Below are 21,897 nucleotides of genomic sequence, written 5' to 3'. Positions count from 1 at the left end.
CCCGCTCCCCTACCTGCGTTCCTCCTCGACCCGCCGCAGCGGGCGGCACCATCGTGTAAGTTTCTTGTCCACCTGTAGCCGTCCTCCGTAGCGTACCGCGCCAAGGAGAACGACCATGGAGATGCTGCTCGCCAGCGAGCGCCGCGCCACGCGCCGCGCCGCGATCGTGGAGTGCCAGGCCGTGCGCGAGCGGGGCTTTCGGCTGCTCGGCACCCGGGCGATCGACCTGTCGATCGACGGCATGCTCGTGCTGACGCGCGCCCGCGCGCTCACGGGCGAGCCGGTGATCGTCTCGTTCCGGATCCCGGAGACGAACGTATGGATCGACGCGACGGCGACGATCGCGCGCACCCTCCACGGCCGGCGCCAGGGCGACCCGGGGCGCGCCGTGGGCCTGCGCTTCGACCCGCTCGACAGGGCGTCGATCCGGCGCCTGCGCGCGGCGCTCGAGCGCTTCCCGCCGACGTACCCCTACCGCGCGCAGCGCGTGGACTACGCGGCGACGGCCGCGATGATCGCGCTCAGCTGATCCGCGCTGCTTCAGGAGGAGGGAGGGAGCTCGACGTCGGCGACCGGGAACTCGGCCTGGAAGCGGGAGAGCCGGACGGCGAACACAACACGACCCTCGTCGACGCGCGGCAAGCGCGCCGGATCGACGCGCGCCTCGAGCAGGCGCGCGTGGCGGGCGCTCCCGCGCGCGGTCGGCGCGCAGAAATAGTCGTGCCCGTCGCGGTGGTGCACCAGCCGGCGGAGGCGCGCGGGCACGAGCGCGCTCGAGGCGGGCAGGCTCGGGCCCGCGGCCGCGAAGCGCAGATCGGCGAAGACGTCACCGCCCTGCGACGCCCGGAATCGCTCGCTCCCGTCCGCCTCGCGCGCGATCTCGAGATCGGCGTGCTCCTTGGGGATGCCCCAGTTGCGCTGCCCGTTCACCACGCTGTCCCACGAGCTGACGTAGATCTTGCTGATGGACCAGCAGAGGCCGTGTCGCGTGCGGAAGCGCCCGGGGATGAACAGGAGCTCGCGATAAGGCCCCACGTTCGATGACGTGTAGTCGAGGGCCATCAGCAGGCTGTAGCGCCCCTCGAAGCGGGGGCGGAGCGCCTCCGGGATGAAGCTCTGCTCCTCGAGCAGCGGCCCCGGGAGCTCGAGCATCACGATGGTCGCATCGCCGGCCAGCGTCCACGGCGCCGGCGCTGGCTTCACGTCAGGAGGACGACTTCCGGCGCTCTGGCTCATGACGATCTCTCCTCGGGCTCGCTGGGATCAGGTTACCCGAGCAGATCGATCGCTCCCGGGGGGCGCCGCGCGCGCGCGAGCTCCGACCTCTCGAGGTGGGCGAGGACGGCGAGGACGGCCGCCTCGTCCCACGCGTCGCCGAGGATCTGCAGGCCGATGGGCAGGCGCTCGGCGTCGACGCCGACGGGCGCCGTGCCGGCGGGGAGGCCGGTGAGGTTGCCGAGGAAGGCGAAGCGGCACATGCCGTCGAGGGCCATGGGATCCAGGAAGGCGCGGCCTTCCTCGGCCTGGGCGTAGCGGGGCGCGGTGATCGCCGTCGTCGGGAGCGCGAGGACGTCGACGCCGGCGAGGGCGCGCGCCACCTCGCGCCGCATGCCCGCGCGGAGCCGCGCGGCGTCGATCTGCTCGAGCGCGGTGACGCCCGAGAGGAGGCTGAAGGTGACGCGCAGGTCCTCGCTGATGAGGTCGCGCTGCTCCCTCCAGGCGCGCTGGTTCGCCGCGAGCGACTCGGGGCCGATGACGAGGTAGCCGATGGAGGCCGCGTGCCTCGCGAGGGGGATCTTCACGTCCACGAGGGTCGCTCCCTCGCGCTCGAGCGCGCGCAGCGCCCCCCAGCACACGCTCGCGACCGGGGTGGAGGCGTCGCGCCACTCCTCCTCGTCGACGCCGATGCGCAGGCCGCGCACGCCGGCGCCGAGGCGCGCGCCGAAGCCTCCGGGGGGCGGCGGGGGCGCCCACGCGGTGAGGTCGTCGTCGGGGTCGGGCTCGCTCGCGACGGCGTCGAGGAAGCGCGCGAGATCGGCCGTGCTGCTGGCGATCGGGCCGGCATGGGCGACCGAGCCCTTGAAGCCGTCGCCGGCGCGGCTGACGCGGCCGAAGGTCGGCTTGAGGCCGAAGACGCCGTTCAGCGCGGCCGGCGCCCGGATGGATCCGCCGCCGTCGCCGCTGGCCGCGAGCGGCGCGAGCCCGAGCGCCACGCCGACGGCGGAGCCGGTGGAGGAGCCGCCCGCGGCGCGCTCCTTGTGGTGCGGGTTGTGGGGCATGCGCTGGTGGATGCTGTTGCCGATCGGCGACATGCCCCACTCGGTGAGCACGGTCTTGCAGAGGAACACGGCGCCCGCCTGCCGGAGCCGCGCGACCACGGCGGCGTCGCGCGGCGCGGGCGTCTGCGGGCCGCAGGGCGAGCCGAGCGTCGTCGGGAGGCCCTCGACGTCGAACTCGTCCTTGACGAGCAGGGGCACGCCGTCGAGCGGGCCGCGCGGCCGCCCCTCGGCGTGGCGCGCGGTCGACGCGTCGGCGTCCCTGAGCGTCGCCTCGCGCAAGGTGGCGACGGCGATGTTCATGCACGGGCGCTCGGCGGCGAGCGCCTCGAGCGCCGAGAGCGCGCGCTCGGCGACGCGGAGCGGGGTGGTGGCGCCCTTGCGGTAGGCCGCGGCGTAGGCGAGCGCGGGCCGGGGCCAGTCGCGGACAGGGGGCGCGCCGAGGCCGGCGTCCTCCCAGCGCCGCGGCGGCGCGGCCTGGAGGGGGCGCGCCTCGGCGGGGGCGTCGTCGCGGAAGGCGTCCGGAAGCGAGGCGAGGCGATCGATGCCCAGGCTGCGCTTCATCACTTCCCGGAGCGCGGCGGAGGATCCGGGCGCCTCGGCGGCGAGGCGCGCCGCGGTGAGCGCGCGGCCGGTGAGTCGGGGGACCTTCATGCGCCGCAGCTTACTCGACCGGCAGGGCGGGGCGGGGGCTCATGGTCAGGGTGCTCCGTGAGATCACGCGGTGGCTGCGCGTCGTCGACGGCGGGATCGCTCATCGTTCCTCGTCGATCCACGCGCGTGGAATGGCATGGGACGTCGGCCGCCGCGACCCGGAGTTCAGGTAGACGAGGTGAGGTCGTCCCAGACACGCACCGACTCGGGGCGCAGCTCGCGCAACCACGTCACTGCGCGCCCCTCGGACAGCCTCCGCTCGAACACCAGCGCCGCGTCGCCCGCGTAGAAAGTGCCGGTGGAGTCGGTCGCCTCTTCAACCTCGTCGAGGCCGAGCGCCTGCGCGAGCTCACGACCGTGCGACGACCGCGAGACATGAACCGGCACTTCTTTGGGGTGTCCCCACAACGCAATGCGGGAGAGGAAGGTGCGCACCGAGTCGCTCGTTCGCTCCCATTCGTCCCAGCCGAACCCATACGCCCACATCCTGCCGTCCTCCGTCACGCATGCGAGGGTGTCAGGGTTGTCGATGTCTCGCGGGCTCACCAGGATCGCAGGGCCATCCGGCGTCTGCTGAAGCGGCCACTCGGCGACGCTCCCTTCGGCGAGGGCTCGATCGAGCATCTGGATCCCGCCGAAGCGCTGGATCCGGTCGACGCTACGCAGACCACCGAACGAGCGCTCGGCGTCAGCGGCCGTCCTGGCGAGCGCCTCGCTGCCGCCGTTCTCCAGCACCCACGAGGCGAGCCGCTCGGGATCGCCGGGATCGTGCAGCCGACAAAGCCAGCGCGATGCCGCCTCTCTCGCACGAGGCGACAGCGGCAGCGTCTTCGATGCCGGATCGACGGTTGCGCAAAGAAACCCGACCACGCTCTGCCGAAACCGGTGGTTCGCCTCTTCGAGCGGGAGATCGAGGTGCACGGCGTCGTTGTCCAGAGCCGCGCGCGCCGTCAAATCAGCATAGTTGTCGCGGAACTCGATCCAGCCAGATTCGGGCGCACGAGGCGCCTCTCCCGCCGCTCGCACCACCGGAAAGGCGCACTGCAACCGCAGGGCCGCACACTCTTCAAGCCAGGGCCGCAGGCTGGCCGCCGTGGGGCCCAGCACCCGCAAGAACACGTCGTCGCGCAGGGCAAGCACCCCGTCGCAGACGTGCCACACGAATCCGTGCAGGCGAGACGAACGACTCGCTTGGCCGATCCGGCGAGCAACGCCCTTGACGAGAGCGGTCGTCTTGTCGAGCGCGGTGACCGGTCCCACCTCCGGCTCGAAGGTACCGAGGTGGACACGGGCACGCAGCTCAAACCCCGGAGCCCGCCACCCCTCGAGCCTCTCCGCCACCTCGTTCAACTGGGCAACGGACACCGTGAGCTGTTTGGTTCCGCAGATGGATCGGAGCTGGGGGCTGAACATGCCCTTCTCGACCGTTCCGAGGAGGAAATGGCTGAATCGAGGCTTCACGTCGGCCCCCAGTCGTTGTTCAGGCCGGTACCTCCGAAGACGCCCGGCGTCATTCCGGACACGCGATTGGCGCGGCGCTCAATCTCCGCGTCCGAATGATTGTTGCGTCCTGCCGCCCGGTCGGCCTCGAGCTGCTGTCGATACCGCGTTGCGTTCGCCCTGCGCGCGTCGTCTAGAGGTGCGTTGTTCCCCTGGGCGGCCTGCTGCCGTGCTCGATCCAACGGTGCTCCCGCGCCTGCGGGCCTGAAGTTGAGGGGCGGTCCGCCTTTAGGAGGCGACGCGGGAATCGTCTCGGGCTGCTGGCCCGTGCCTACCAGCGCGTGCAAGCGAGCCAGCGTCTGCGAGCAGTTTGGGCACGGCGCGCAAGCGGTTCCATTGACATCGGTGCTTCCGATCGGCCCCATGCGGCGTAAGGCGCGTCGGAGGTGTCGCTGGCCCCCGGACGTGCCCGGATCGCATTTTACCCGATTTCGTTCCTCGTAATCGTAGAGATAATTACTGACCGCATGGGGCTCGGAACACCAAGACGGATCCCTGCCCTGACCGCGCCCCGAGTCTTGCGGGAGCGCGGCGGCGACCGCCGGGTGGAGATCGTGCAGCGGCCCTTTCCCACCAACGTTGCGCTCACTGGCTGACTGCCCGGTGAACTCGCGCGTGCCGCCACCTTGAGATTGCGGAAGGCGCCGGGTGCTGAGGTCGGAGCCCATCAGCCCATCCAGGTCGACCAACGCGAGCGGTCTCCCGCTCACGTACCCGTACGCTTCGAGCCCCCCTTCTAGCCCCAGCGGCTCCGGGCTCAGGTACGTCGCGCTCGCCGGATCGAAGTACCGCCACCGGTTGTAGTGGAGCCCGGTCTCCGGCTCGTACCAGTGCCCCGGGAACCGGACCAGCGTGGCAGCCGCGTCGCCCGCGATCACCCGACCGTACGCGTCGGTCTCGAAGACCTGGTCGACGCTCCCGTCAGCATTGACGAGCCCGAGCGGCACAGGCGCCCCGTCCCGGTGCACGAAGTACTTCCAGGCGCCCGGGCCCGCCTCGGTGTCGATCGCCTGCGCGACCGGCGCCGGCGAGCCCGGCGAGTACGCGTAGCGCCGGCGCTCCGCCAGCGTGAACGCCGCGGATGCGCCTGTAGCGCTCGCCCCGCGCTCGACCGCCTCTTCCAGGAGGTCCTCACCATCCCAGCGGTAGCGGTGCCGCACCATCGCCGCGTCCCGGCGCAGCACGCGCTTCTCGATGCGCCGGGCGAACCCGTCGTAGACGAACTCCAGCCGTGTGCCGTCGGGCAGCGCCATGCCGGAGAGCAGGCCGAGCACGCTCCACGCGTAGGTGGTCACCGCGGCGCCCTCCACCTTCTTCACGAGCCGGCCGCGCGCGTCGTACGTGAGGGCCGCGCCGTTCGTGGTCACGAGGCGGCCGCCGCTGAGGTGGGACTGCGCGCGGCCGTCGATCCAGCGCACGTCGCCTCGCGGCGAGAGCGCGTAGTCCTCGGTCCTGGCCCGCCCCTCGTGCCGCTTCTGCGCGATCCGGCCGCGCGCGTCGTACAGGAAGGACTGCGCCCCGCGATCGCGATCGACGAGCACCTGGAGCTCGTCGGCCGGCGACCATCGGTAGTCGAACCGCAGGGTCTCCGGGCCGCCCAGGCCGCCGACCCACATGGGTTCGCCCGGGCGGACAACCGCGGTGCCACGGCCGAAGACGGCCGAGCGGAGGACGTTGCCGTGCGCGTCCCTCGTGAGCTCGATACGGCCACCGCCGGCAAAGAAGCGCCCTGTCTCGCCGTCCGTCGGGTCGTACGCGAACGTCGCGATCGGCGGATCCGCACCCCGGGCGCCCGAGACATCCGAGAAGACGAGCGCGGCGCATCGCCCGACGGCGTCGCGCGGCGCGGCGATCGAGAAGGCGCCGAGCACTTCCACCTTCGTGCGATGCAGGCCGGTGTCGTAGACGTGCCGGAGCGATGTAGCGGACCACGGATCGTCCTTCCGCTCCGTGTCCTCGCGGGTGCAACGCCCTCGCGCGTCGTACGTGTAGCGCGTGCTGACGGCCTCCGTCTCGAAGCTCAGGAGGCGCCCGCGCTCGTCGTACTCCAGCCTGTGGGATGTGTCGTCCGAGAAGGTGCGCGCGATCAGCCGATCGAGCTCGTCGTAGGCGAGCTCGACGAATTCGCCGTCGTCGAAGGTGATCCTCGACAGCCGCCCGGCCTGATCGTTCCTGTACCGCAGCCAGCGACCGTCGAAGGTGCGCTCCGAGAGGATCCGCCCTTCGAGGTCCCGCTCGATGGTGTGCACGTCGCCCTCCTCGTTGACGATGCGTACCAGTCGAGCTCTCGATCGTAGGCGTACGAGACGCGCGTGCCGTCGCTCCGCTCGACCGCGATCACCTCGCGGAGGCCCGCGTAGATCAGCCGGAACCAGCGGCCATCCGCGTCTCGCTCGCCGGCGAAGCGGCCGGCCTCGTCGTAGCTCGTGACCGTGCGAGCGCCCAGCGGCGAGCGGTGCTCGACCACGCGCCCCATCGCGTCGTAGATCCAGCGGTGCACCCCGCCCTTCTCGTCCCGCATCTCCACGAGCCGCCCGAGGAAATCGTAGCGGAGCGCCCGCGCGCCGCCGTCCGGCTCGACGATCCCGATGCGGTTGCAGAGCGCGTCGTACGTCATCGCCGTCTTGCCGCCGTCGGCTGTCTCGGCGTGGACAAGGCAGCCGCGCTCGTCGTAGCGGAAGCTCGCGACGAGCCCCATCGCGTCGGAGAGGTAGATCAGGTTTCCGTCAGGATCGCGCGCGTGCTGCGTCTCCAGGCCGTCAGGGCCGCGCGTGGTCACGACATTGCCGCGATCGTCGTAGCGGTACTCCGTCACCTGAGCGAGCGGGTCGACCACACGGTACGCGCCGCCGGCCTCGCCCATCCGCCATGTGCGCCCGAGGCCATCGCGATACCCCACGAGCTCGCCTGCATCGTCGAACACATTCTCGTGCACCTGTCCCGCCCACACGATCCGGTCCGCCTTGCCAAAGGCGTTGACCCCGATCCTCCGCAGGGCGCGCGAGGTGATGACGTTGTTCTCGTCCCCGCAGTACTCGACCTTCGCGTGCAGGACCCCCTTTGCGCGACTTCCGTCCGCGAGCACCTCGGGCACGCCCTCGGCCAGGAGCGCGCGTTCATTGGGGTCGTTGCACCACGTCTCCACGCAGCGACCGCGGTCATCGTAGCGGTAGTGCACCTCGAGGCCCGTGGGCCAGCGCTCCAGCGCGAGCCGATGGTCCATGTCGTACGCGAAGGTCATCGCGTGCCCCAGGGCGTCGCGCGCGACCACGAGATCTCCGCGTTCATCGTATTCGTACGTGCGGAAGGACGTCCAGGCGCCCCTCGATGACGCGTTCTTCACCTCGAACGCGGCGATGCGGCCGTCGCGGTGCCGCCGCACGCGGAGCAGGCGGCCCACGCTGTCGTTCACGAACTGGAGCGGGCCGGTGCCGTTTTCGTAGAAGAGCCGGGCCTGGTTGCCGTTGTGATCGAGGAGCGCGCTGAGGCGGAACTCGTTGTCGATGGCAAAGACGTCCTCGAAGACCCGCGTGATCCCGTCGTCCGCCTCGAGGAGATAGCCGTCGCGGGTGCGCGTCAGCCATCCGACGGGGAGCTTCACGGTCTCTCCCTCGTCGGGGCAGCGGTCCTCGCACGCGAGCGCCGTCGCGGTGACGACGCGCACCCTGCGGCGGCGGAGCTCGATGACGCGCCAGCCGAGCGAATGGTTCCAGCCGTAGCCAAGGCCGTAGTCGAGGTCGCGCTGCGCAGAGTTATAGGCGCGCTCGATCACGAGCGGGAACGCTCCCGGCAGCGCCATGTCGGTGACGGCGAGCGTGTAGACACGGCCCGTGACCGGATCGATGGGGTGCCCCGCGTGCGTTCCTCCACCGCCCCCGTGCGTCGGGTTGGGGCAGCCGCCGCCGCTGCCCTGACCGCAGCTGCCGGCGTTGCGGCCGCCGCCCTGGGCGCCGTTGCCGCCGTTCTTGCCGCCCGCGCCCTGATCGCCGCCGGCGCCGTTGCCGCCCCGCCCGCCGCTGCCACCGCCGCCGGCGCCGCCGCCGAGGATGAAGACACCAGGGTTCATTCCAGGGATCGCGGGGATGTTCGGAACCGGAGCTGTGCGCGCCATGATGCGATGGTCGCCCAACGAGCCACGGAGTCAATACCCGCTGCCACGCAGAAATGTGCTGGGATCGTGCAGCGCGCGGTGACCGGACGTACGCGCAGCTTCCAGCCCATGCATGCTGGTGTACAATGTGCCTCGATGAGCCCGGGCAACTCTCGCCCAATGCAGCGCTTCGCGTGCGAATCCTCCATATCTCGGATCTGCACGAACGTGGACCGCGTGGACGGGAGCACTGGCGGCGGCAGCGCGTGCTCGGAGCAGCCTGGGAGCGAAACCTGGATGAGGTTCTGAGAGGCGGGGCCATCAACCTCGTCTGCTTCACGGGCGACGTCGCCGACTGGGGGATCGCCAAGGAGTACGAGGCAGCGACCGCGTTCTTCGAGCGGCTCCTCTCGCGACTAGGGCTCGGCGCCGAGCGGCTCTTCATGGTGCCGGGTAACCATGATGTCGCGCGCGCGGTCGAGGAGGACGCTTGGAAGGCGCTGCGGGACGCGCTCGCTCGATCCGCTGGCGCTGTCGCGGCGGATGTCGGGCCTCGACAAGGCCCCTCCGCTCGGCGTCGAGGCCAGCCTTCGAGAGCGGCTCTTGAAACGGCAGGACGCCTACCGAGCATGGGTACGCGGAGCGCTGGGCCGGCCGGAGCTCGATCCGGCGGGATCACCGCATGGGCGGCTGGGTTATCGGCGCACGCTGTTCCTGGGCGATGAGGCATCACCTGTGCAGATCATCGGCCTCGACACGGCGTGGCTCGCCGGCGACGACGCCGACGCCGGGAGGCTGCGCGTGACCGAAGATCAGGTGATGCGGCTCGCGACGGGCGAGCATGGCGTGCCGCTCGCCGGGCTGAGTTCCAGCAGTGGAAAGGCGCCGCACGTCCGCCGCGGGATGAGCGCCGCCTGCGCGCCCTCGAACGCTGTGCCGGGCACAGAGCTCCGCCGGCTGCGCCCTCTCAGGCCCCCGGCTCGGCCGCAGCCTCGTACAGCTCGCGGACGTCGAGCCGGGCGCCGATCGACGCGAGGTGCGCGACGTCGCCATCCCGCGCGATGGCAGACGTGAAGTCGCCGTCGACGTCGCGAGTCCACACCTCCACGCTGCGCTCCCGGTGCGACACCAGGACGTACTGGCGCAATGAGGCGAGGCTCTTGTAATGCTCGAACTTGTCGCCTCGGTCGTACTCCTCGGTGCTGCGGCTCAGCACCTCGACGATGAGCGTGGGGTTCGTCACGGCTTGCTCGTCCTGGGCGTCGCGCTCGATCGGCCCACACACGACCGTGACGTCGGGGTAGGTGGCGAGGCCTGTCGACGGCACACGCACGCGAAGATCGGCGTCGTAAGCACGGCATCGACCTCTGCGAAGCTCGGGGAAGAGGAGGCCGATGACCGCCGCAGCGAGCGCGGCATGCTCGGGCGTACCTCCCGCCATCGCGTATATCTGGCCGTCCAGGTACTCGTGCTTGACGTTGCTGGACGCCTCGAGGGTCAGGTACTCGGCGTACGTGTAGTGGATGCGATGTGCCGGGGCCACCATGGCCGCGCAGTATGGCACAGCGCACGGCGTTCGCCGCGGGTGGCGGGCGCTCGGGCGCGGCCTCCGCGTCCGGCGCCGCAAGGCGGCGTCTCCGGCGCCCTCGATCGCGGCCGACCCGAACAGCTCACGAGCCCCGCGGAGCGGCGACATTTCCCAGAAACCGCCGGCCTGGCCGGTCCCAGGCAGGCGCTCGCGATGCCGGCGGTGGAGCGCGCTCGCGCCGCGCAGTAGGCTCACCATCGCGACCGCCCGGCAGCACCTGGCTCAACAGCTCGCAAGCTCCACTCGGTACGTCGATGACATCGAATCTCCCGCAGAGGATGCCGATGCGCGGCCGCGCGACGAGGAGAGCTTCAAGCCGTGATCGTGCTGGAGACGCACGCTTGGTTCTGGCTCGTCGCGTCCCCAGATCGCCTCTCCGAGCAGGCAGCCGTGGCCGTCGATGGTGCGGATAGGCTTGGCGTCTCGGCCATGAGCTGCTGGGAGATTGCGATGCTCGCCGAAAAAGGGAGGGTCGAGCTCGATCGGCCCGCGCAGAGATCGCTCGAGGACGCGCTCGCCAGAAGCGGAGCGGCGCGATCCTCTTGCCGATTGAACCGGTGATCGCTGCGCCGCGTGACGGCCACGATGGCTTGACAGCAGCGTCGGAGGGCGGGTCTCATCGCTGGTGGATCCATGGCGACGAGCAGCCCTCCGCATGTGAGCGCGATGCCGGTCGGCGCTGCGACCGCCGCCGCCATGGCATGGAGGTTCAAGGGCAAGCTCTGGGTGACCGCGATGGTGAAAGCCACCTTCGGGTTCGCCAGCGACACGATGATGCAGCGCATCGCGCCGCAGGAGATCATCCGGGAGGAGGTCCATCACCGCGGGCTGCCCTCGCGGAGCATCCGGTTCACGACCGATCTGGTTCCTCGCCTGCTCAAGGCCGACGTGCTCTTCACGGGCCATGCGCATGCGCCGCACGGCCGCCCCGTCGAGGCGGCGCATGTCCGGCTGGGGCTCTTCTCGAGCAGCTGGACGCTGCTGGACAAGACGCTGATGGTCCGTAAGCGGGGCGGCTTCGTGCGGCTCCCCATCGATTACGAGCATGCTTTTGGCGGGATCGGCTTCCCGGACAACCCGTTCGGGGAGGGCCATCCGCAGGGCTCGGGCGAGCCGAACATCCTCGATCCGGTCGACGCGAGGCGCGTGGCTGGCTTCGGCCCGATCTCGAAGGCCAGCCCCGCCCGCCGGCGGCTCCTCGGGGCGACCCCGCGCGCCCTGCTGGAGCGCGGCATCCCCGAGATCCCGGACGATCTCAGCTGGGACTACTTCCAGGCGGCGCCGCCGGATCAGCGCACGCACTTCCTGCGCGGCGACGAGTGGATCGTGATGGACGGCCTGCACCCGAGCGCGCCGCGCATGCGCATGCGCCTGCCCGGCGCGCGCGGCGTCGCGCGCATCCACGGCCTCGCGGGCCTCGGCCTCGCCGAGCACCAGGAGCTCCCGCTGAGCGCCGACGTGCTGCGCATCGACGGCGACGAGCAGCGCTGCACGGTGACGTGGCGCAGCAGCTTCCCCGTGCCCTCGGAGGACGCGCTCCCGCGCATGCGCATCTTCGCCGGCGTCGAGCTCCCGGGCGAGCCGATCGCGTGGCCCGCTCCGGGCGCCGCGGTCAGCAGGGCCGGAGCGACGGCGCCCCGCGCGGGCGCGGCGGGCGACGAGGACGACGCTTCCCTCGAGTCGACCGTCGCGCTGTCCGCCGCGCCGAGCATGAGTCCCACAGGGACGCTGGACGTCGCGCCGAACAGGGCGCTCGCGGTCCCGGGGACGCTGCCGTTTCGTCCGGCCCCCGCAGGCGCCTCGCCGTCGCCGCCGAAACGGCCCGCACCACCGCCACCCGAGGCTCCGCTCGCCAGGTCCGGGACGATGCAGATGCCGAAGGACGTCGGCAGCCAAGGCGCTTCGCCGTCGCCGCCGAAACGGCCTGCACCATCGCCGCCCGAGGCTCCGCTCGCCAGGTCGGGGACGATGCAGATGCCGAAGGACGTCGACAGCCATGCGGCGCGCCAGCCGGCGACTCCCTTCACGGCCGAGCCGCCACGCGCGCAGCCGGCCGAGCCGCCACGCGCGCCGCCGGCCGAGCCGAGCGCTCCCGCCGCCAGCGCGGCCGCGCCCGCGGTCCCCACGCCGGACCCGGTGAGCCCCGCGGCCGCGGGGGGCGCCTTCGCCTGGGCGACACCACCCCCCGAACCGCCGCCCCCGGAGCCGCCGCCCGCCGGAGCGCCGAAGCGGCCCGCGAAGCTCGATGTGCGGGCGCTCCTGTACGGCGCCGGCAAGGGGCGAGGCTGACGCTCCGATGCCCGTGAAACCCCGAAGGGCGAGCCCCGGCGCAGCGTGTCAGCTGCCCTCATGCGGCCACCCCGGCGCCCCCGCGGCGCGCACGCCCACGCGGCTCCTCCACCTTTCCGGTGCTCCAGGGAAAGCCGCGGAGGAATCGGAGAACGAGCGATGAAGGAAGCCTCCGGGACGTTGGACGTTCGCATCGAGTCAGAGCGGGGGCCGTGGGACCACGTGAAGGTCCGCGAGCTCCACGGGCGAGAGGCGATCTCGCAGCTCTTCTCGTTCGATCTCGAGGTCGTGATCGACGAGGGCCGCGAGCTCCCGGCCGACGCCGCGCCCGGCGCCGAGATCAGCCTGGTCTTCGAGGCCGACGGCGAGGAGATCCGCCGCGTCTCGGGCATGCTCGGCCCGATCCGGGACCGCCTCGAGCCGCTGGCGGAGCGCGCCACCTGCCGCCTGCGCCTCGTGCCGCGCGCGTTCCGGCTCACCCTTGTCGAGACGCAGGAGATCTACCTGGATCGCAGCGTTCCGGACATCCTCCGGAGCAAGCTCGAGCGGCACGGCCTGGGCTCCGAGGACGTCGAGCTGCGGCTGCTCGAGACCTACCCCGAGCGCGAGTTCGTCGTGCAGTACGGCGAGAGCGATCTCGCGTTCATCAGCCGCCTGGCCGAGCACGTCGGCATCAGCTTCTTCTTCGAGCACGAGGGCGGCCGCGACAGGCTTGTCTTCACCGATCACCCCTCCGGCTTCCGCCTCGCCGCGGGCGCGGAGACGGTGCCCTTCCGCGCCCGCGGCGAGGCCGCGGACATCTTCGCCCTCGAGGTGACGACCGACCTGGTGCCCACCAGCTACGTGGTGCAGGACTACAACTACCGCGCGCCGCAGCTCGACCTGACGGCCTACGCCAGCCTGGGCTCGGGCGACGGCGGCGGCGTCGTCGAGTACGGCAGCCACGTCAAGACGCCCGAGGAGGCCGCGAAGCTGGCGCAGATCCGGGCGGACGAGCGGCTGTCGCGGCAGCGCGTGTACGAGGGCAAGGCCAGCCGCGCGGCGCTGTCCGCCGGGCGGCGCGTGACCCTGATCGAGCACCCGCGCTTCCCGGAGCGCGAGGAGCTGCTGCTCGTCGAGGTGGAGCACGAGGCGAGGCTCCCGGCGTTCAAGGACGCCGGCGAGCAGAGCCCGTTTTACAGGAACGCATTCCGCGCGATCCCGGCGCGCGTCGCCTACCGGCCGCCGCGCCGGACGCCGAGGCCGCGCATCTCCGGCGTGGTCACGGGGATCGTGCAGCCGGGGCCCGGGGGAAAGACGAACGGCGTCGCCCTGCTCGACGCCGAGGGGCGCTACACGGTCCAGCTCCACTTCGACACGGCGGAGCCGGGCGAGCAGAAGGCCTCGCGCCCTGTCCGGATGGCGCAGCCCTTCAGCGGCGTGGGCCACGGGATGCACTTCCCGCTGCGCCCCGGCACCGAGGTCCTCGTGGCGTTCGCCAACGGCGATCCGGATCGCCCGGTGATCCTCGGCGCCATGTTCAACCCGCTCGCGCCGTCCCCCGTGACGGCCCGCAACGCCAACCAGAGCCGCATCACCACGGCGTCCGGCGCCATGCTCGAGATCTCGGAGAAGCGATGACGAAGCCCACGACGGTCGGGATGCACTTCCGCTCCGAGGCCGCCCCGGCCGGAGCGTTCACGGTGCTGGGGCTGCGCGGCGAGGAGGCGCTGTCGCGCCCGTACCGCTTCGAGATCGATCTCGCGTCGCCCGATCCCGCGCTGCCGCTCGACGACCTCGTCGGCGCGGCCGGGGAGCTCGATCTCGCCGGCCGCACGGTCCCGGGGGTCGTGGCCGAGGTGGAGCAGGGCGGCGCGCTCGGCGGCGATCGGTACGCCTACCGGGTCGTGCTCGTGCCGCGCCTCGCCCTGCTCGGCCTCGCGCGGCAGACGCGCTTCTACCAGCGGCTCAGCGTGCCGGACCTGGTGGAGGCGGTGATCGCCGGGAGCGGCCTCGGGATCGAGGTGGAGCGGCGGCTCGAGCGGGCGTATCCGCCGCGCGAGCACGCCGTGCAGTACCAGGAGAGCGCGCTCGACTTCGTGTCACGGCAGCTGGAGCAGGCGGGCGTCAGCTACTTCATCGAGCCACGCGGGGGGGCGGAGCGGCTCGTCCTCTGCGACCACCCTGACGGCTTCCGGGGCGCGGTCGAGGCCGCGATGGGGGAGGCCGGAGGGGTGCGCGCGCTGCGCTGCCGGCGCCGGATGTCGCCGCGCGCGCTCGTGCTGCTCGACTACAACGAGCGCACGCCGGAGGTGCCGCTGGAGGCCGAGGCCGAGGTCGACGCGCGCGGCTTCGGGCTGCTCGTCGACGAGGGCGGCTCGTTCGCGGCGCCCGAGGAGGGCGCCGCGCTCGCCGCCGTGCGCGCCGAGGAGCTGCGCTGCCGCGCGACCGTGTACGACGGCGCGATCGGCGCGCCGCTCGCCGCGGGCGAGCGCCTCGGGCTCTCCGGCCATTTCCGGGCCGACTGGAACCGCGATTACCTGGTGACGCGCGCGGTGCACAGCGCCGGGGCGGTCGACGAGCCGCGCTATGCTTGCCAGTTCGAGGCCATCCCGGCCTCGACGCGCTACCGCCCGCCGCGCGTCACGCCGAGGCCGCGCCTCGAGGGCGCGATGGTCGCCCACGTCGACGCGCGCGGCCCGGAGGGCGTCGCCGCGGTCGACGCCGAGGGGCGCTACCGCGTGGTGATGCCGTTCGATCTGAGCGGCGCGGCCGAGGCGCAGGGCTCGGTGCCGATGCGCCTGGCGACGCCCTACGGCGGGGCCGACGAGGGCATGCACTTCACGTTGCGCAAGGGCGCCGAGGTGCTGTGGACCGGCGTCGGCGGGGATCCCGAGCGGCCGGTGATCACCGGCGTCGTGCCCAACGCGAAGAGCCGCGTGGTCACGAGCGCCGACGAGGGGCGCGGCCGCATCCGGATGCCGAACGGGGCCATGGTCGAGATGGGAGGCGGCTTCGGGCGCGCGCGCGGCGGGCCCGCGACGCGCGCCGGCGCCGAGGGCGCGCTGCCGACGGAGCAGCAGCTCGGCCAGGACGAGATGACGACCACCGCGAGCAGCGCGGAGGACTGGATCCGCATCGCGGTCCCCCACAGCGACGGCAAGTACAGCTACCTGCGCTACGGCGAGCGGGCGACCGCGGCGGCCGGCACGTTCACCGAGTCCGCGCGGCTCGATCCGACCGCGGGGTTCGGCGACAGCGGCTGGACGTGGTCGAGCCTCGACAACGGCTACGACACGAGCTCGGACGCCAATGACAAGGGGAAAGCGGCGCACTTCGGCTGGGCGGCGAGCGACGGGGTCTACGATCACACGGACGGCAACCGCACGGTCGTGACCCAGGGGGACTACCAGTCGGTCACCACGGGCAACCGCACCGACGTCGTCCTCGGGAACTACCGGCTCGTCATCCCGAACCGGACGCTCGGCATCTTCGACGTGGACTTCTACTCGATGACGTTCAGCAAGGACTGGCAGGGCTGGCGGAAGACGACGCGCAGCCACGTCTCGACGGTCAACCTCACGTACGGCGACAACTCGAATTTCTTCACCGGCATCAACTTCGGGGCGAGCCTCGGCGGGAACTACAGCATCGCGGCGGGCGTGAACGGCAACGTCTTCCTCGGGCTCAACACGGGGATCACGGCCGGGATGAGCTGCAACATCGCGTACGGCCCGGTGCTCGAGTTCGGCAGCACGAAGAAGCTCACCACGGCCGACGAGCAGGACATCAAGGCGCGCTCCAAGGTGCACCTGCGCGTGCGGAGCACCGACGCCCCGACGGTCGAAGCCGCGAAGCCGTGGGCAGCCGCCGTGGCCGCGGGCGCCCTGGGCGCGGTGGCGGGCCCGCTCGGCGCCTCCGCGGGCAAGGACGATCTCGAGAAGGGCAGCGGGCTCACGGGCGCGACGTGGGGCATCGCGACGCTCGGGGCGCTCGTCGGCACGTACCTGGTCCACAAGCTCGCCCACGCGAGCCCGCTGAACGACGCCGAGCTGATCATCGAGCCGACCCAGCTCCTGCTGCGCTGCGGCGGGCTGGCCGGCGCGTACATCAAGATCGAGCCCGCCGCGATCGAGCTCGCCTGCGGTCCCAGCAGCCTCAGGATCGACGCGACGAGCGTCATCGCCGGAACAGGGACCGCCAAGCTGGAGCTGAGCAGCACAGCCGCGTCCTCCGTCCTGAGGTTCGGCGGCCACCAGGTCCAGGTTGACGCCGGGGGAGCCGTCATTCAGGGCGCCCAGTTCCACATGCTCTAGGAGGAGCCCGCTCGGCGGGCGCGCGGGCTCGCGGCCTGCGCGCGTCGAGAGCTGCCATGAAGATCATCAACCCCACGCCCACCACGTTCGCCGCGGTCTCGTGGCAGATCCGGCCCCCGCAATGGGACCTGTGCCTGATCGCGAAGGGCACCTACCGCCTCGTGCCCGGCGAGCCGGCGATCCCCGCCGGCGCCCCGGAGCCGCCGCTCGGCGACGCGCACGAGGGCGACGATCCGCGCGGGGCGCTCCTCCGCGCGTCCGACTTCGCCCCCTTCAAGCCGAAGGCGGATCTCCTGCTGCTCGGCAAGGCCCACGCGCCCGGCGGCCGGCCCGTCAGCTCCCTGCCGGTGAGCTTCGCCGTCGGCAAGACGTCGCTCGCGCTGCAGGTGACCGGCGACCGGTACTGGACCGATCCGGCCGCCGGCAAGCGCACCGACCCGCAGCCGTTCGTCGAGATGCCGCTCGGCCATGACCGCGCCTTCGGGGGCCCGGGCTTCGCGGCCAACCCGGCGGGGCGCGGCGTGTTCGACCCGGGCGAGCGCGATCTGCGGCGGCGGCCGCTGCCGAACATCGAGGATCCGCGCGCGTTGGTCGACTCGCCCGCGGCGCGGCCGCCGCCCGCGGGCTTCGGGCCGCTCGCCGCCGCCTGGGCGCTGCGCGCGAGCAAGCTCGGCACCTACGACGAGCGCTGGCTGAAGCAGCGCTGGCCGTTCTTCCCCGACGATTTCGACTGGAGCCACTTCAACGCGGCCGTGCCGGCGCTCCAGGCCGAGTACTCGCGCGGCGACGAGGAGATCGTCTGCCACAACCTGCACCGCGCGCGGCGCGACTACCGCGCGCGGCTCCCCGGCGTCCGGATGCGCTGCTTCCTCGACGAGCTCGCGGGCGGCGCGGAGCGCTTCCGCGAGGTGCAGATGCACCTCGACACGGTCCGGGTCGACATGGAGGCCGAGGCGCTCATCCTCGTGTGGCGCGGCCACGCGCCCGTCTCCGCCGAGGACCACCCCGAGGTGCGGCACGTGCTCCTCGCGAGCGAGCCGCTCGGCGAGGGCCGCGTCCCGGCCGCGCGCTACCGCGAGGAGCTCGCGCTCGCGCTGATGGAGGCGCGCCCTGCCGTGGCGGAGGCGCCCGCCGCGGCGGCGCCGCCCGGCAACGACAACGACGGAGCGTCTCCCCTGGCCGGCGTCGACGACGCCGCGCTCCTCGCGCAGATCCGCGCGACGCTCGAGCGGGGCGGCGCCCCCGCGGCGCTCGTGGCCTCGCTCGGCGCGTCGGTCGATGGCCCGCGCCCGCCCGGCGCGGAGCTCGAGGCGTGGCTGGGCAAGCTCGGCGGGGATCCGGCGCAGCTCGACGAGATCCAGCGGGAGAGCCGCGAGCAGATGAAGAAGGCGCTCGAGGCCGGGGGGCACGACCCGGCGCAGCTCGACGCGCTGGACCGCGAGGACGAGGCACGGGACCGGGCAGCCACGGAGCGCGCGGCGCCGTGGACGCGCGACCGCGTGGAGCTCTGCCTGTCGATCCGCGAGAGCATGGCGGGCGCCGATCTCTCGGGGCTCGACCTGTCGGGGCTCGACCTCAGCGAGGCGAGCCTCGCGCGCGCGCTGCTCGTCGGCGCCGACCTGACCGGCGCCCGCCTCGCCGGGGCCGACCTCGACGGCGCGACGCTCGCTCGCGCCAGGATGGCGGGCGCGTGGCTCCCGGCGGCCAGACTGAACGACGCCGACCTCTCCGGCGCCGACCTCGCGGGCGCCGACCTGACCGGCGCGGCGCTCGGCAAGGCGCGCCTCGACCGCGCGGCGCTGCGCGGGGCCATCCTGACCGGCGCGGCCGCGGCCGGCGCCTCGTTCCTCGAGGCCGACCTCACCGGGGCGCGGCTCGACGGCGCGCAGCTCGCCGGCGCCCGCCTCGCGCGCGCGGCGCTCGACCGCGCGTCCTTCGCCGGCGCGGCGCTCGAGGACGCGAGCATCGAGGGGGCGCACGGCGAGGCGGTCGACCTGCGCGGCGCCGACCTGCGCGGGCTGCGCGCCTCGGAGCACACCCGCCTGCCGCGCGCCCAGGCGCGCGGCGCCCGCGCCGACGGCTCGCGCTGGATGCACGCCGATCTCACGGGCGCCGACCTCGCGCTGTCGAGCCTGCGCCGCGCGGATCTCGGCCGGGCCGAGCTCGGCGGCGCCGACCTGCGCGGCGCCGACCTGGCGGGCGCCGACCTGACGCGGGCGCGGCTCGGCGGCGCCCGCCTCGAGCGGTCGAACCTGCACGGGGCTCGCCTCGAGGGCGCCGACCTGCGCGACGCCGACCTGCGCGGCGCAGGGTTGTACGAGGCCGCCCTGTGGCAGGCGCGGCTCGAGGGCGCCGATCTCACGGGCGCGCAGCTCGCGTCCACCCTGCTCACCAGCGATCGAGGCGCGACGTGACCGGGGCCGCCGCCACCTCCGCGGGCTTCGCGCGGGACAGGGACGATCTCCTCGCGCGCCTCGACGCCGGACCGCTCGATCCGCCGATGATCCTCGGCCTCGACCTGCGCGGCGTCGACCTCGCGGGCCGCGATCTCTCGGGCGTGCTCTTCAACGGCGTCGACCTGAGCGACGCGCGGCTCGCCGGCGCGCGGCTCGCCGGCGCCGTCTTCCTGGCCGTCACGCTCCGCGGGGCCGATCTGTCGGGCGCGCGCCTCGAGCGCGCGGTGCTCGCGCGCCACGTGCGGCTCACCCGCGATGCCGCGGCCGCGACGCTGCCGCTCGAGGCCGATCGCGACCTCGGCGCCGAGTCCGTCGAGGCGCTGCGCGCCGCCGGGTACGCGGGATACGCCGCCGGGGCCACGTCGCTCGCCGGCGCGTCGCTCCGTGGGGCCGATCTGTCGGGCGCGCGGCTCGAGGGCGTGGACCTCGCCGGCGCCGATCTCTCGGCCGCGACGCTGACCGGCGCCGCGCTCGCGGAGTGCGCCCTCGACGGCGCGCGCCTCGACGGCGCGACGCTCGGCGAGGTCGAGCTCGACCGCTGCGGGCTCGCGGGCGCGAGCTTCATCGACGCCGAGCTCGCCGCCGTGACGCTCATCGGCGTCGAGCTCGGCGCGCTCGACCTGTCGCGCGCGCGCCTCGTCCGCGGGCTCCGCGTTCCGAACCAGGATCTCCGCGGCGCGGCGCTCCCGCGCGACCTCGCCGACGGCGACCTCACGGGCGCGAACCTCACCGGCGCGGACCTGTCCGGCTTCGACCTGCGCGGCTGCAAGCTCGACGCGGCCGCTCTCGACGGCGCGCAGCTCCCGTCCGCGGCGCTCGGCGGCGCGTCGCTGCGCGGCGCGTCGCTGCGCGGCGCGCGCCTCGCCGGCGCCACGCTGAGCGGGGCCGACCTCGAGGGCACCGTGCTCGAGCGCGCGAACCTCGACGGCGCCCGGCTCGACAGCGCCGGCCTCGAGGGGGCCGACCTCACCGGCGCCAACCTGTCGGGCTGCGATCTGTCGGGCGCGCGGCTGCGCGGCGCCCGCCTGCGCGGCGCGCTGCTCGCGGCCGCCGTGCTGCGCGGGACCGAGCTCACCGGCGCCGATCTCTCCGAGGCGTCGCTCCAGGACGCCGCGCTCGACGGCGCGGATCTGCGCCGCGCGCGCCTCCCGGGCGCCCGCCTCGCCCGGGCCGAGCTCACCGGCGTCGATCTCTCGGACGCCGACCTCGCGGGCGCCGATCTCTCCGAGGCGCGCATCGCGGGCGTGCGCCTCCGCGGCGCGAACCTGGCCGGCGCGCGCCTGCACGGCGCCACGCTGAAGCGCGCGCAGCTCGCCGGCGCCGCCCTCTCCGGCGCGGATTTCGGAGGGGCCTCGCTCGAGGGGACCTCGCTGGTCGGGCTCGATCTCCGGGGCGCGCGGCTCGCCGGCGCGCGGCTCGCGAGGAGCTCGCTCGTCGGGGCGAAGCTCGGCGGGATGGATCTCTCGGGCGCGGAGCTCCGCGACTGCGACCTGTCGCGCGCGGACCTCCGGGACGCGCGGCTGGACGGGGCCGATCTGGCGCAAGCGAGCCTGGCCGGCGCCGAGCTGGGCGGCGCCTCGCTCGCCTCGGCGCGCCTCGGGGTCGCGAACCTGACCGGCGCCAGCCTCCGGGGCGCGCGGCTCGCCGGCGCCGATCTCTCCCGGGCGTGCCTCGACGGCGCCGCGCTCGCGCGCGCCGATCTCGGCGGCGCGCGGCTCGACGAGGCGATGGCGCGCAAGGCGGATCTGAGCGGCGCGCGGCTCGAGGGCGCCTCGCTCGTCGGCGCGGACCTGTCGCACGCCGACCTGTCGGGCGCCGATCTGTCGGGCGCCGACTGCCGCGGGATGAACCTGCACCGGGCGACCACCGCGCGCGCGCGCTGGGACGGCGCGAAGCGCGAGGGCGCCCGCGAGACCGATCCGGAGCGTGCCCGCGCCGAGGACTGGCGCCCGCCCACGCTGTTATGAACGGCCGACGACGGCCGCGAAGCCACGACCCGAGGACCACCGCCATGCCCACCGCCGCCCTCCCTGCTCTCCCCGTCGAGCCCCCGCCCTCCGACGCGCGCCCCGAGGGGCTCCGCGACGGCGCGCCGCGCGCGCAGTCAGCGGAGCGCCCGCTGCGCATCGTGGCGAGCGGGGGCGCCTCGGCGTCGATCGTCGAGCGCGACGGCCACGAGGTCGTCGCGGTGCACGACCGGGCCGGCCGGCTGCTCTTCGAGTACGACGCGGAGACCGGTCGGGGCAGCCTCGTCGCGGCGGGCGGCCTCTCGCTCGCGGCGCCCGGGGGCGACATCGATCTCGTGGCGGGCGGCGCCATCCGCTGCTGGGCGGCCGGCGAGGTCGCGATCGCGAGCCGGAGCGGCGCGACCCTGAGCGCGCGCGCCGGCGAGCGCGGCGCGACGGTGCAGGTCGCGCCCGGGCGCGTCACCGTGGCCGGGGAGGCGCTCGCCGCCGTCGCCGAGCGGGGCGACGTCCGCATCGCCGAGGCGCGCTATGAGGGGCGGGCGCTCACCGCCGTGCTGGAGCGGGCGCACACCACCGTGGGCAAGATCGAGTCGATCGCCGGGCGGGTGATCGCGCGGGCGGGGGATCTCTTCCAGGAGGTGCGCGAGCTGCACCAGCTCCGCGCCGGGCGGGTGCGCGCGCTGGTCGAGGACGTGATCGAGCTGCGCGGGCGCGAGGTATCGGTGGACGCGCGCGAGGACGTGAGCATCGATGGCCAGCGGATCAACCTGGGGTAGGAGGGC

At 73.6% G+C, this 21,897-nt stretch carries 15 protein-coding genes; 9 read left to right on the top strand and 6 right to left on the bottom strand.

The annotated features are described in order from the left end of the window. Nucleotides 1–115: 115 nt before the first annotated feature. The gene (locus tag POL72_RS20560) at nucleotides 116–529 is read left to right on the top strand and encodes a PilZ domain-containing protein (protein WP_272097177.1); all 414 of its coding nucleotides are present in this window, start codon (nucleotides 116–118) and stop codon (nucleotides 527–529) included. 11 nt (nucleotides 530–540) lie between these two features. Here POL72_RS20560 and POL72_RS20555 read toward each other — a convergent pair whose 3' ends face one another. From POL72_RS20555 to POL72_RS20535, 5 genes are all read right to left on the bottom strand, one after another. Next, complete coding sequence (locus POL72_RS20555; RefSeq protein WP_272097176.1) at nucleotides 541–1,236, bottom strand: acetoacetate decarboxylase family protein; 696 nt, start codon at nucleotides 1,234–1,236, stop codon at nucleotides 541–543. Nucleotides 1,237–1,268: 32 nt separating this feature from the next. After that, nucleotides 1,269–2,930, bottom strand: coding sequence for an amidase (locus POL72_RS20550; RefSeq protein WP_272097175.1), 1,662 nt, complete (start codon nucleotides 2,928–2,930; stop codon nucleotides 1,269–1,271). A 165-nt stretch (nucleotides 2,931–3,095) separates the two neighbouring features. After that, the gene (locus tag POL72_RS20545) at nucleotides 3,096–4,391 is read right to left on the bottom strand and encodes a hypothetical protein (RefSeq protein WP_272097174.1); all 1,296 of its coding nucleotides are present in this window, start codon (nucleotides 4,389–4,391) and stop codon (nucleotides 3,096–3,098) included. Then, nucleotides 4,388–5,593, bottom strand: a complete 1,206-nt coding sequence (locus POL72_RS52165; RefSeq protein ID WP_444547643.1) for a YwqJ-related putative deaminase — start codon at nucleotides 5,591–5,593, stop codon at nucleotides 4,388–4,390. The genes POL72_RS20545 and POL72_RS52165 overlap by 4 nt, the downstream gene beginning before the upstream one ends. A gap of 923 nt (nucleotides 5,594–6,516) precedes the next feature. Continuing rightward, entirely contained in the window at nucleotides 6,517–8,541 is a 2,025-nt protein-coding gene (locus tag POL72_RS20535) for a DUF6531 domain-containing protein (RefSeq protein WP_272097173.1), read from the bottom strand. A gap of 53 nt (nucleotides 8,542–8,594) precedes the next feature. Between POL72_RS20535 and POL72_RS51800 the strand changes: the two genes are divergently transcribed. Continuing rightward, on the top strand, nucleotides 8,595–9,245 hold the full coding sequence (locus POL72_RS51800) for a metallophosphoesterase family protein (protein WP_373372217.1): 651 nt from the start codon (nucleotides 8,595–8,597) through the stop codon (nucleotides 9,243–9,245). A gap of 242 nt (nucleotides 9,246–9,487) precedes the next feature. Here POL72_RS51800 and POL72_RS20530 read toward each other — a convergent pair whose 3' ends face one another. Further along, on the bottom strand, nucleotides 9,488–10,066 hold the full coding sequence (locus POL72_RS20530; RefSeq protein WP_272097172.1) for a Uma2 family endonuclease: 579 nt from the start codon (nucleotides 10,064–10,066) through the stop codon (nucleotides 9,488–9,490). 360 nt (nucleotides 10,067–10,426) lie between these two features. Here POL72_RS20530 and POL72_RS20525 point away from each other — a divergent pair, with 360 nt between their 5' ends. The 7 genes from POL72_RS20525 (at nucleotide 10,427) to POL72_RS20495 (ending at nucleotide 21,891) form a co-directional block, all read left to right on the top strand. Next, nucleotides 10,427–10,669 (top strand): type II toxin-antitoxin system VapC family toxin, encoded by a 243-nt coding sequence (locus tag POL72_RS20525; RefSeq protein WP_272097170.1) that lies wholly within the window; start codon nucleotides 10,427–10,429, stop codon nucleotides 10,667–10,669. A 72-nt stretch (nucleotides 10,670–10,741) separates the two neighbouring features. Beyond that, entirely contained in the window at nucleotides 10,742–12,397 is a 1,656-nt protein-coding gene (locus POL72_RS20520; RefSeq protein WP_272097168.1) for a DUF2169 family type VI secretion system accessory protein, read from the top strand. A 159-nt stretch (nucleotides 12,398–12,556) separates the two neighbouring features. Beyond that, nucleotides 12,557–14,017: a type VI secretion system Vgr family protein gene (locus tag POL72_RS20515; protein ID WP_272097167.1), complete on the top strand. Its 1,461-nt coding sequence runs from the start codon at nucleotides 12,557–12,559 to the stop codon at nucleotides 14,015–14,017. Next, nucleotides 14,014–16,692 carry a type VI secretion system Vgr family protein gene (locus POL72_RS20510; RefSeq protein WP_272097165.1) on the top strand — a complete coding sequence of 893 codons (2,679 nt, stop codon included), beginning with the start codon at nucleotides 14,014–14,016 and terminating at the stop codon, nucleotides 16,690–16,692. Before POL72_RS20515 ends, POL72_RS20510 begins: the two co-directional genes overlap by 4 nt. Before the next feature lie 56 nt (nucleotides 16,693–16,748). Further along, complete coding sequence (locus POL72_RS20505; protein WP_272097164.1) at nucleotides 16,749–19,106, top strand: DUF2169 family type VI secretion system accessory protein; 2,358 nt, start codon at nucleotides 16,749–16,751, stop codon at nucleotides 19,104–19,106. Further along, a complete protein-coding gene (locus POL72_RS20500; RefSeq protein ID WP_272097162.1) occupies nucleotides 19,103–21,115 on the top strand; it encodes a pentapeptide repeat-containing protein in 2,013 nt (670 codons plus the stop codon). The genes POL72_RS20505 and POL72_RS20500 overlap by 4 nt, the downstream gene beginning before the upstream one ends. Nucleotides 21,116–21,159: 44 nt before the next feature. Beyond that, nucleotides 21,160–21,891, top strand: coding sequence for a DUF3540 domain-containing protein (locus POL72_RS20495; protein ID WP_272097161.1), 732 nt, complete (start codon nucleotides 21,160–21,162; stop codon nucleotides 21,889–21,891). Nucleotides 21,892–21,897 lie beyond the last annotated feature (6 nt).

It is taken from the genome of Sorangium aterium (assembly GCF_028368935.1).
In the GTDB taxonomy this organism is placed as follows: Bacteria; Myxococcota_A; Polyangia; order Polyangiales; family Polyangiaceae; genus Sorangium; species Sorangium atrum.
The sequence above is the reverse complement of the archived record's forward strand: the minus strand, read 5'-3'. Positions and strand labels throughout refer to the sequence as shown.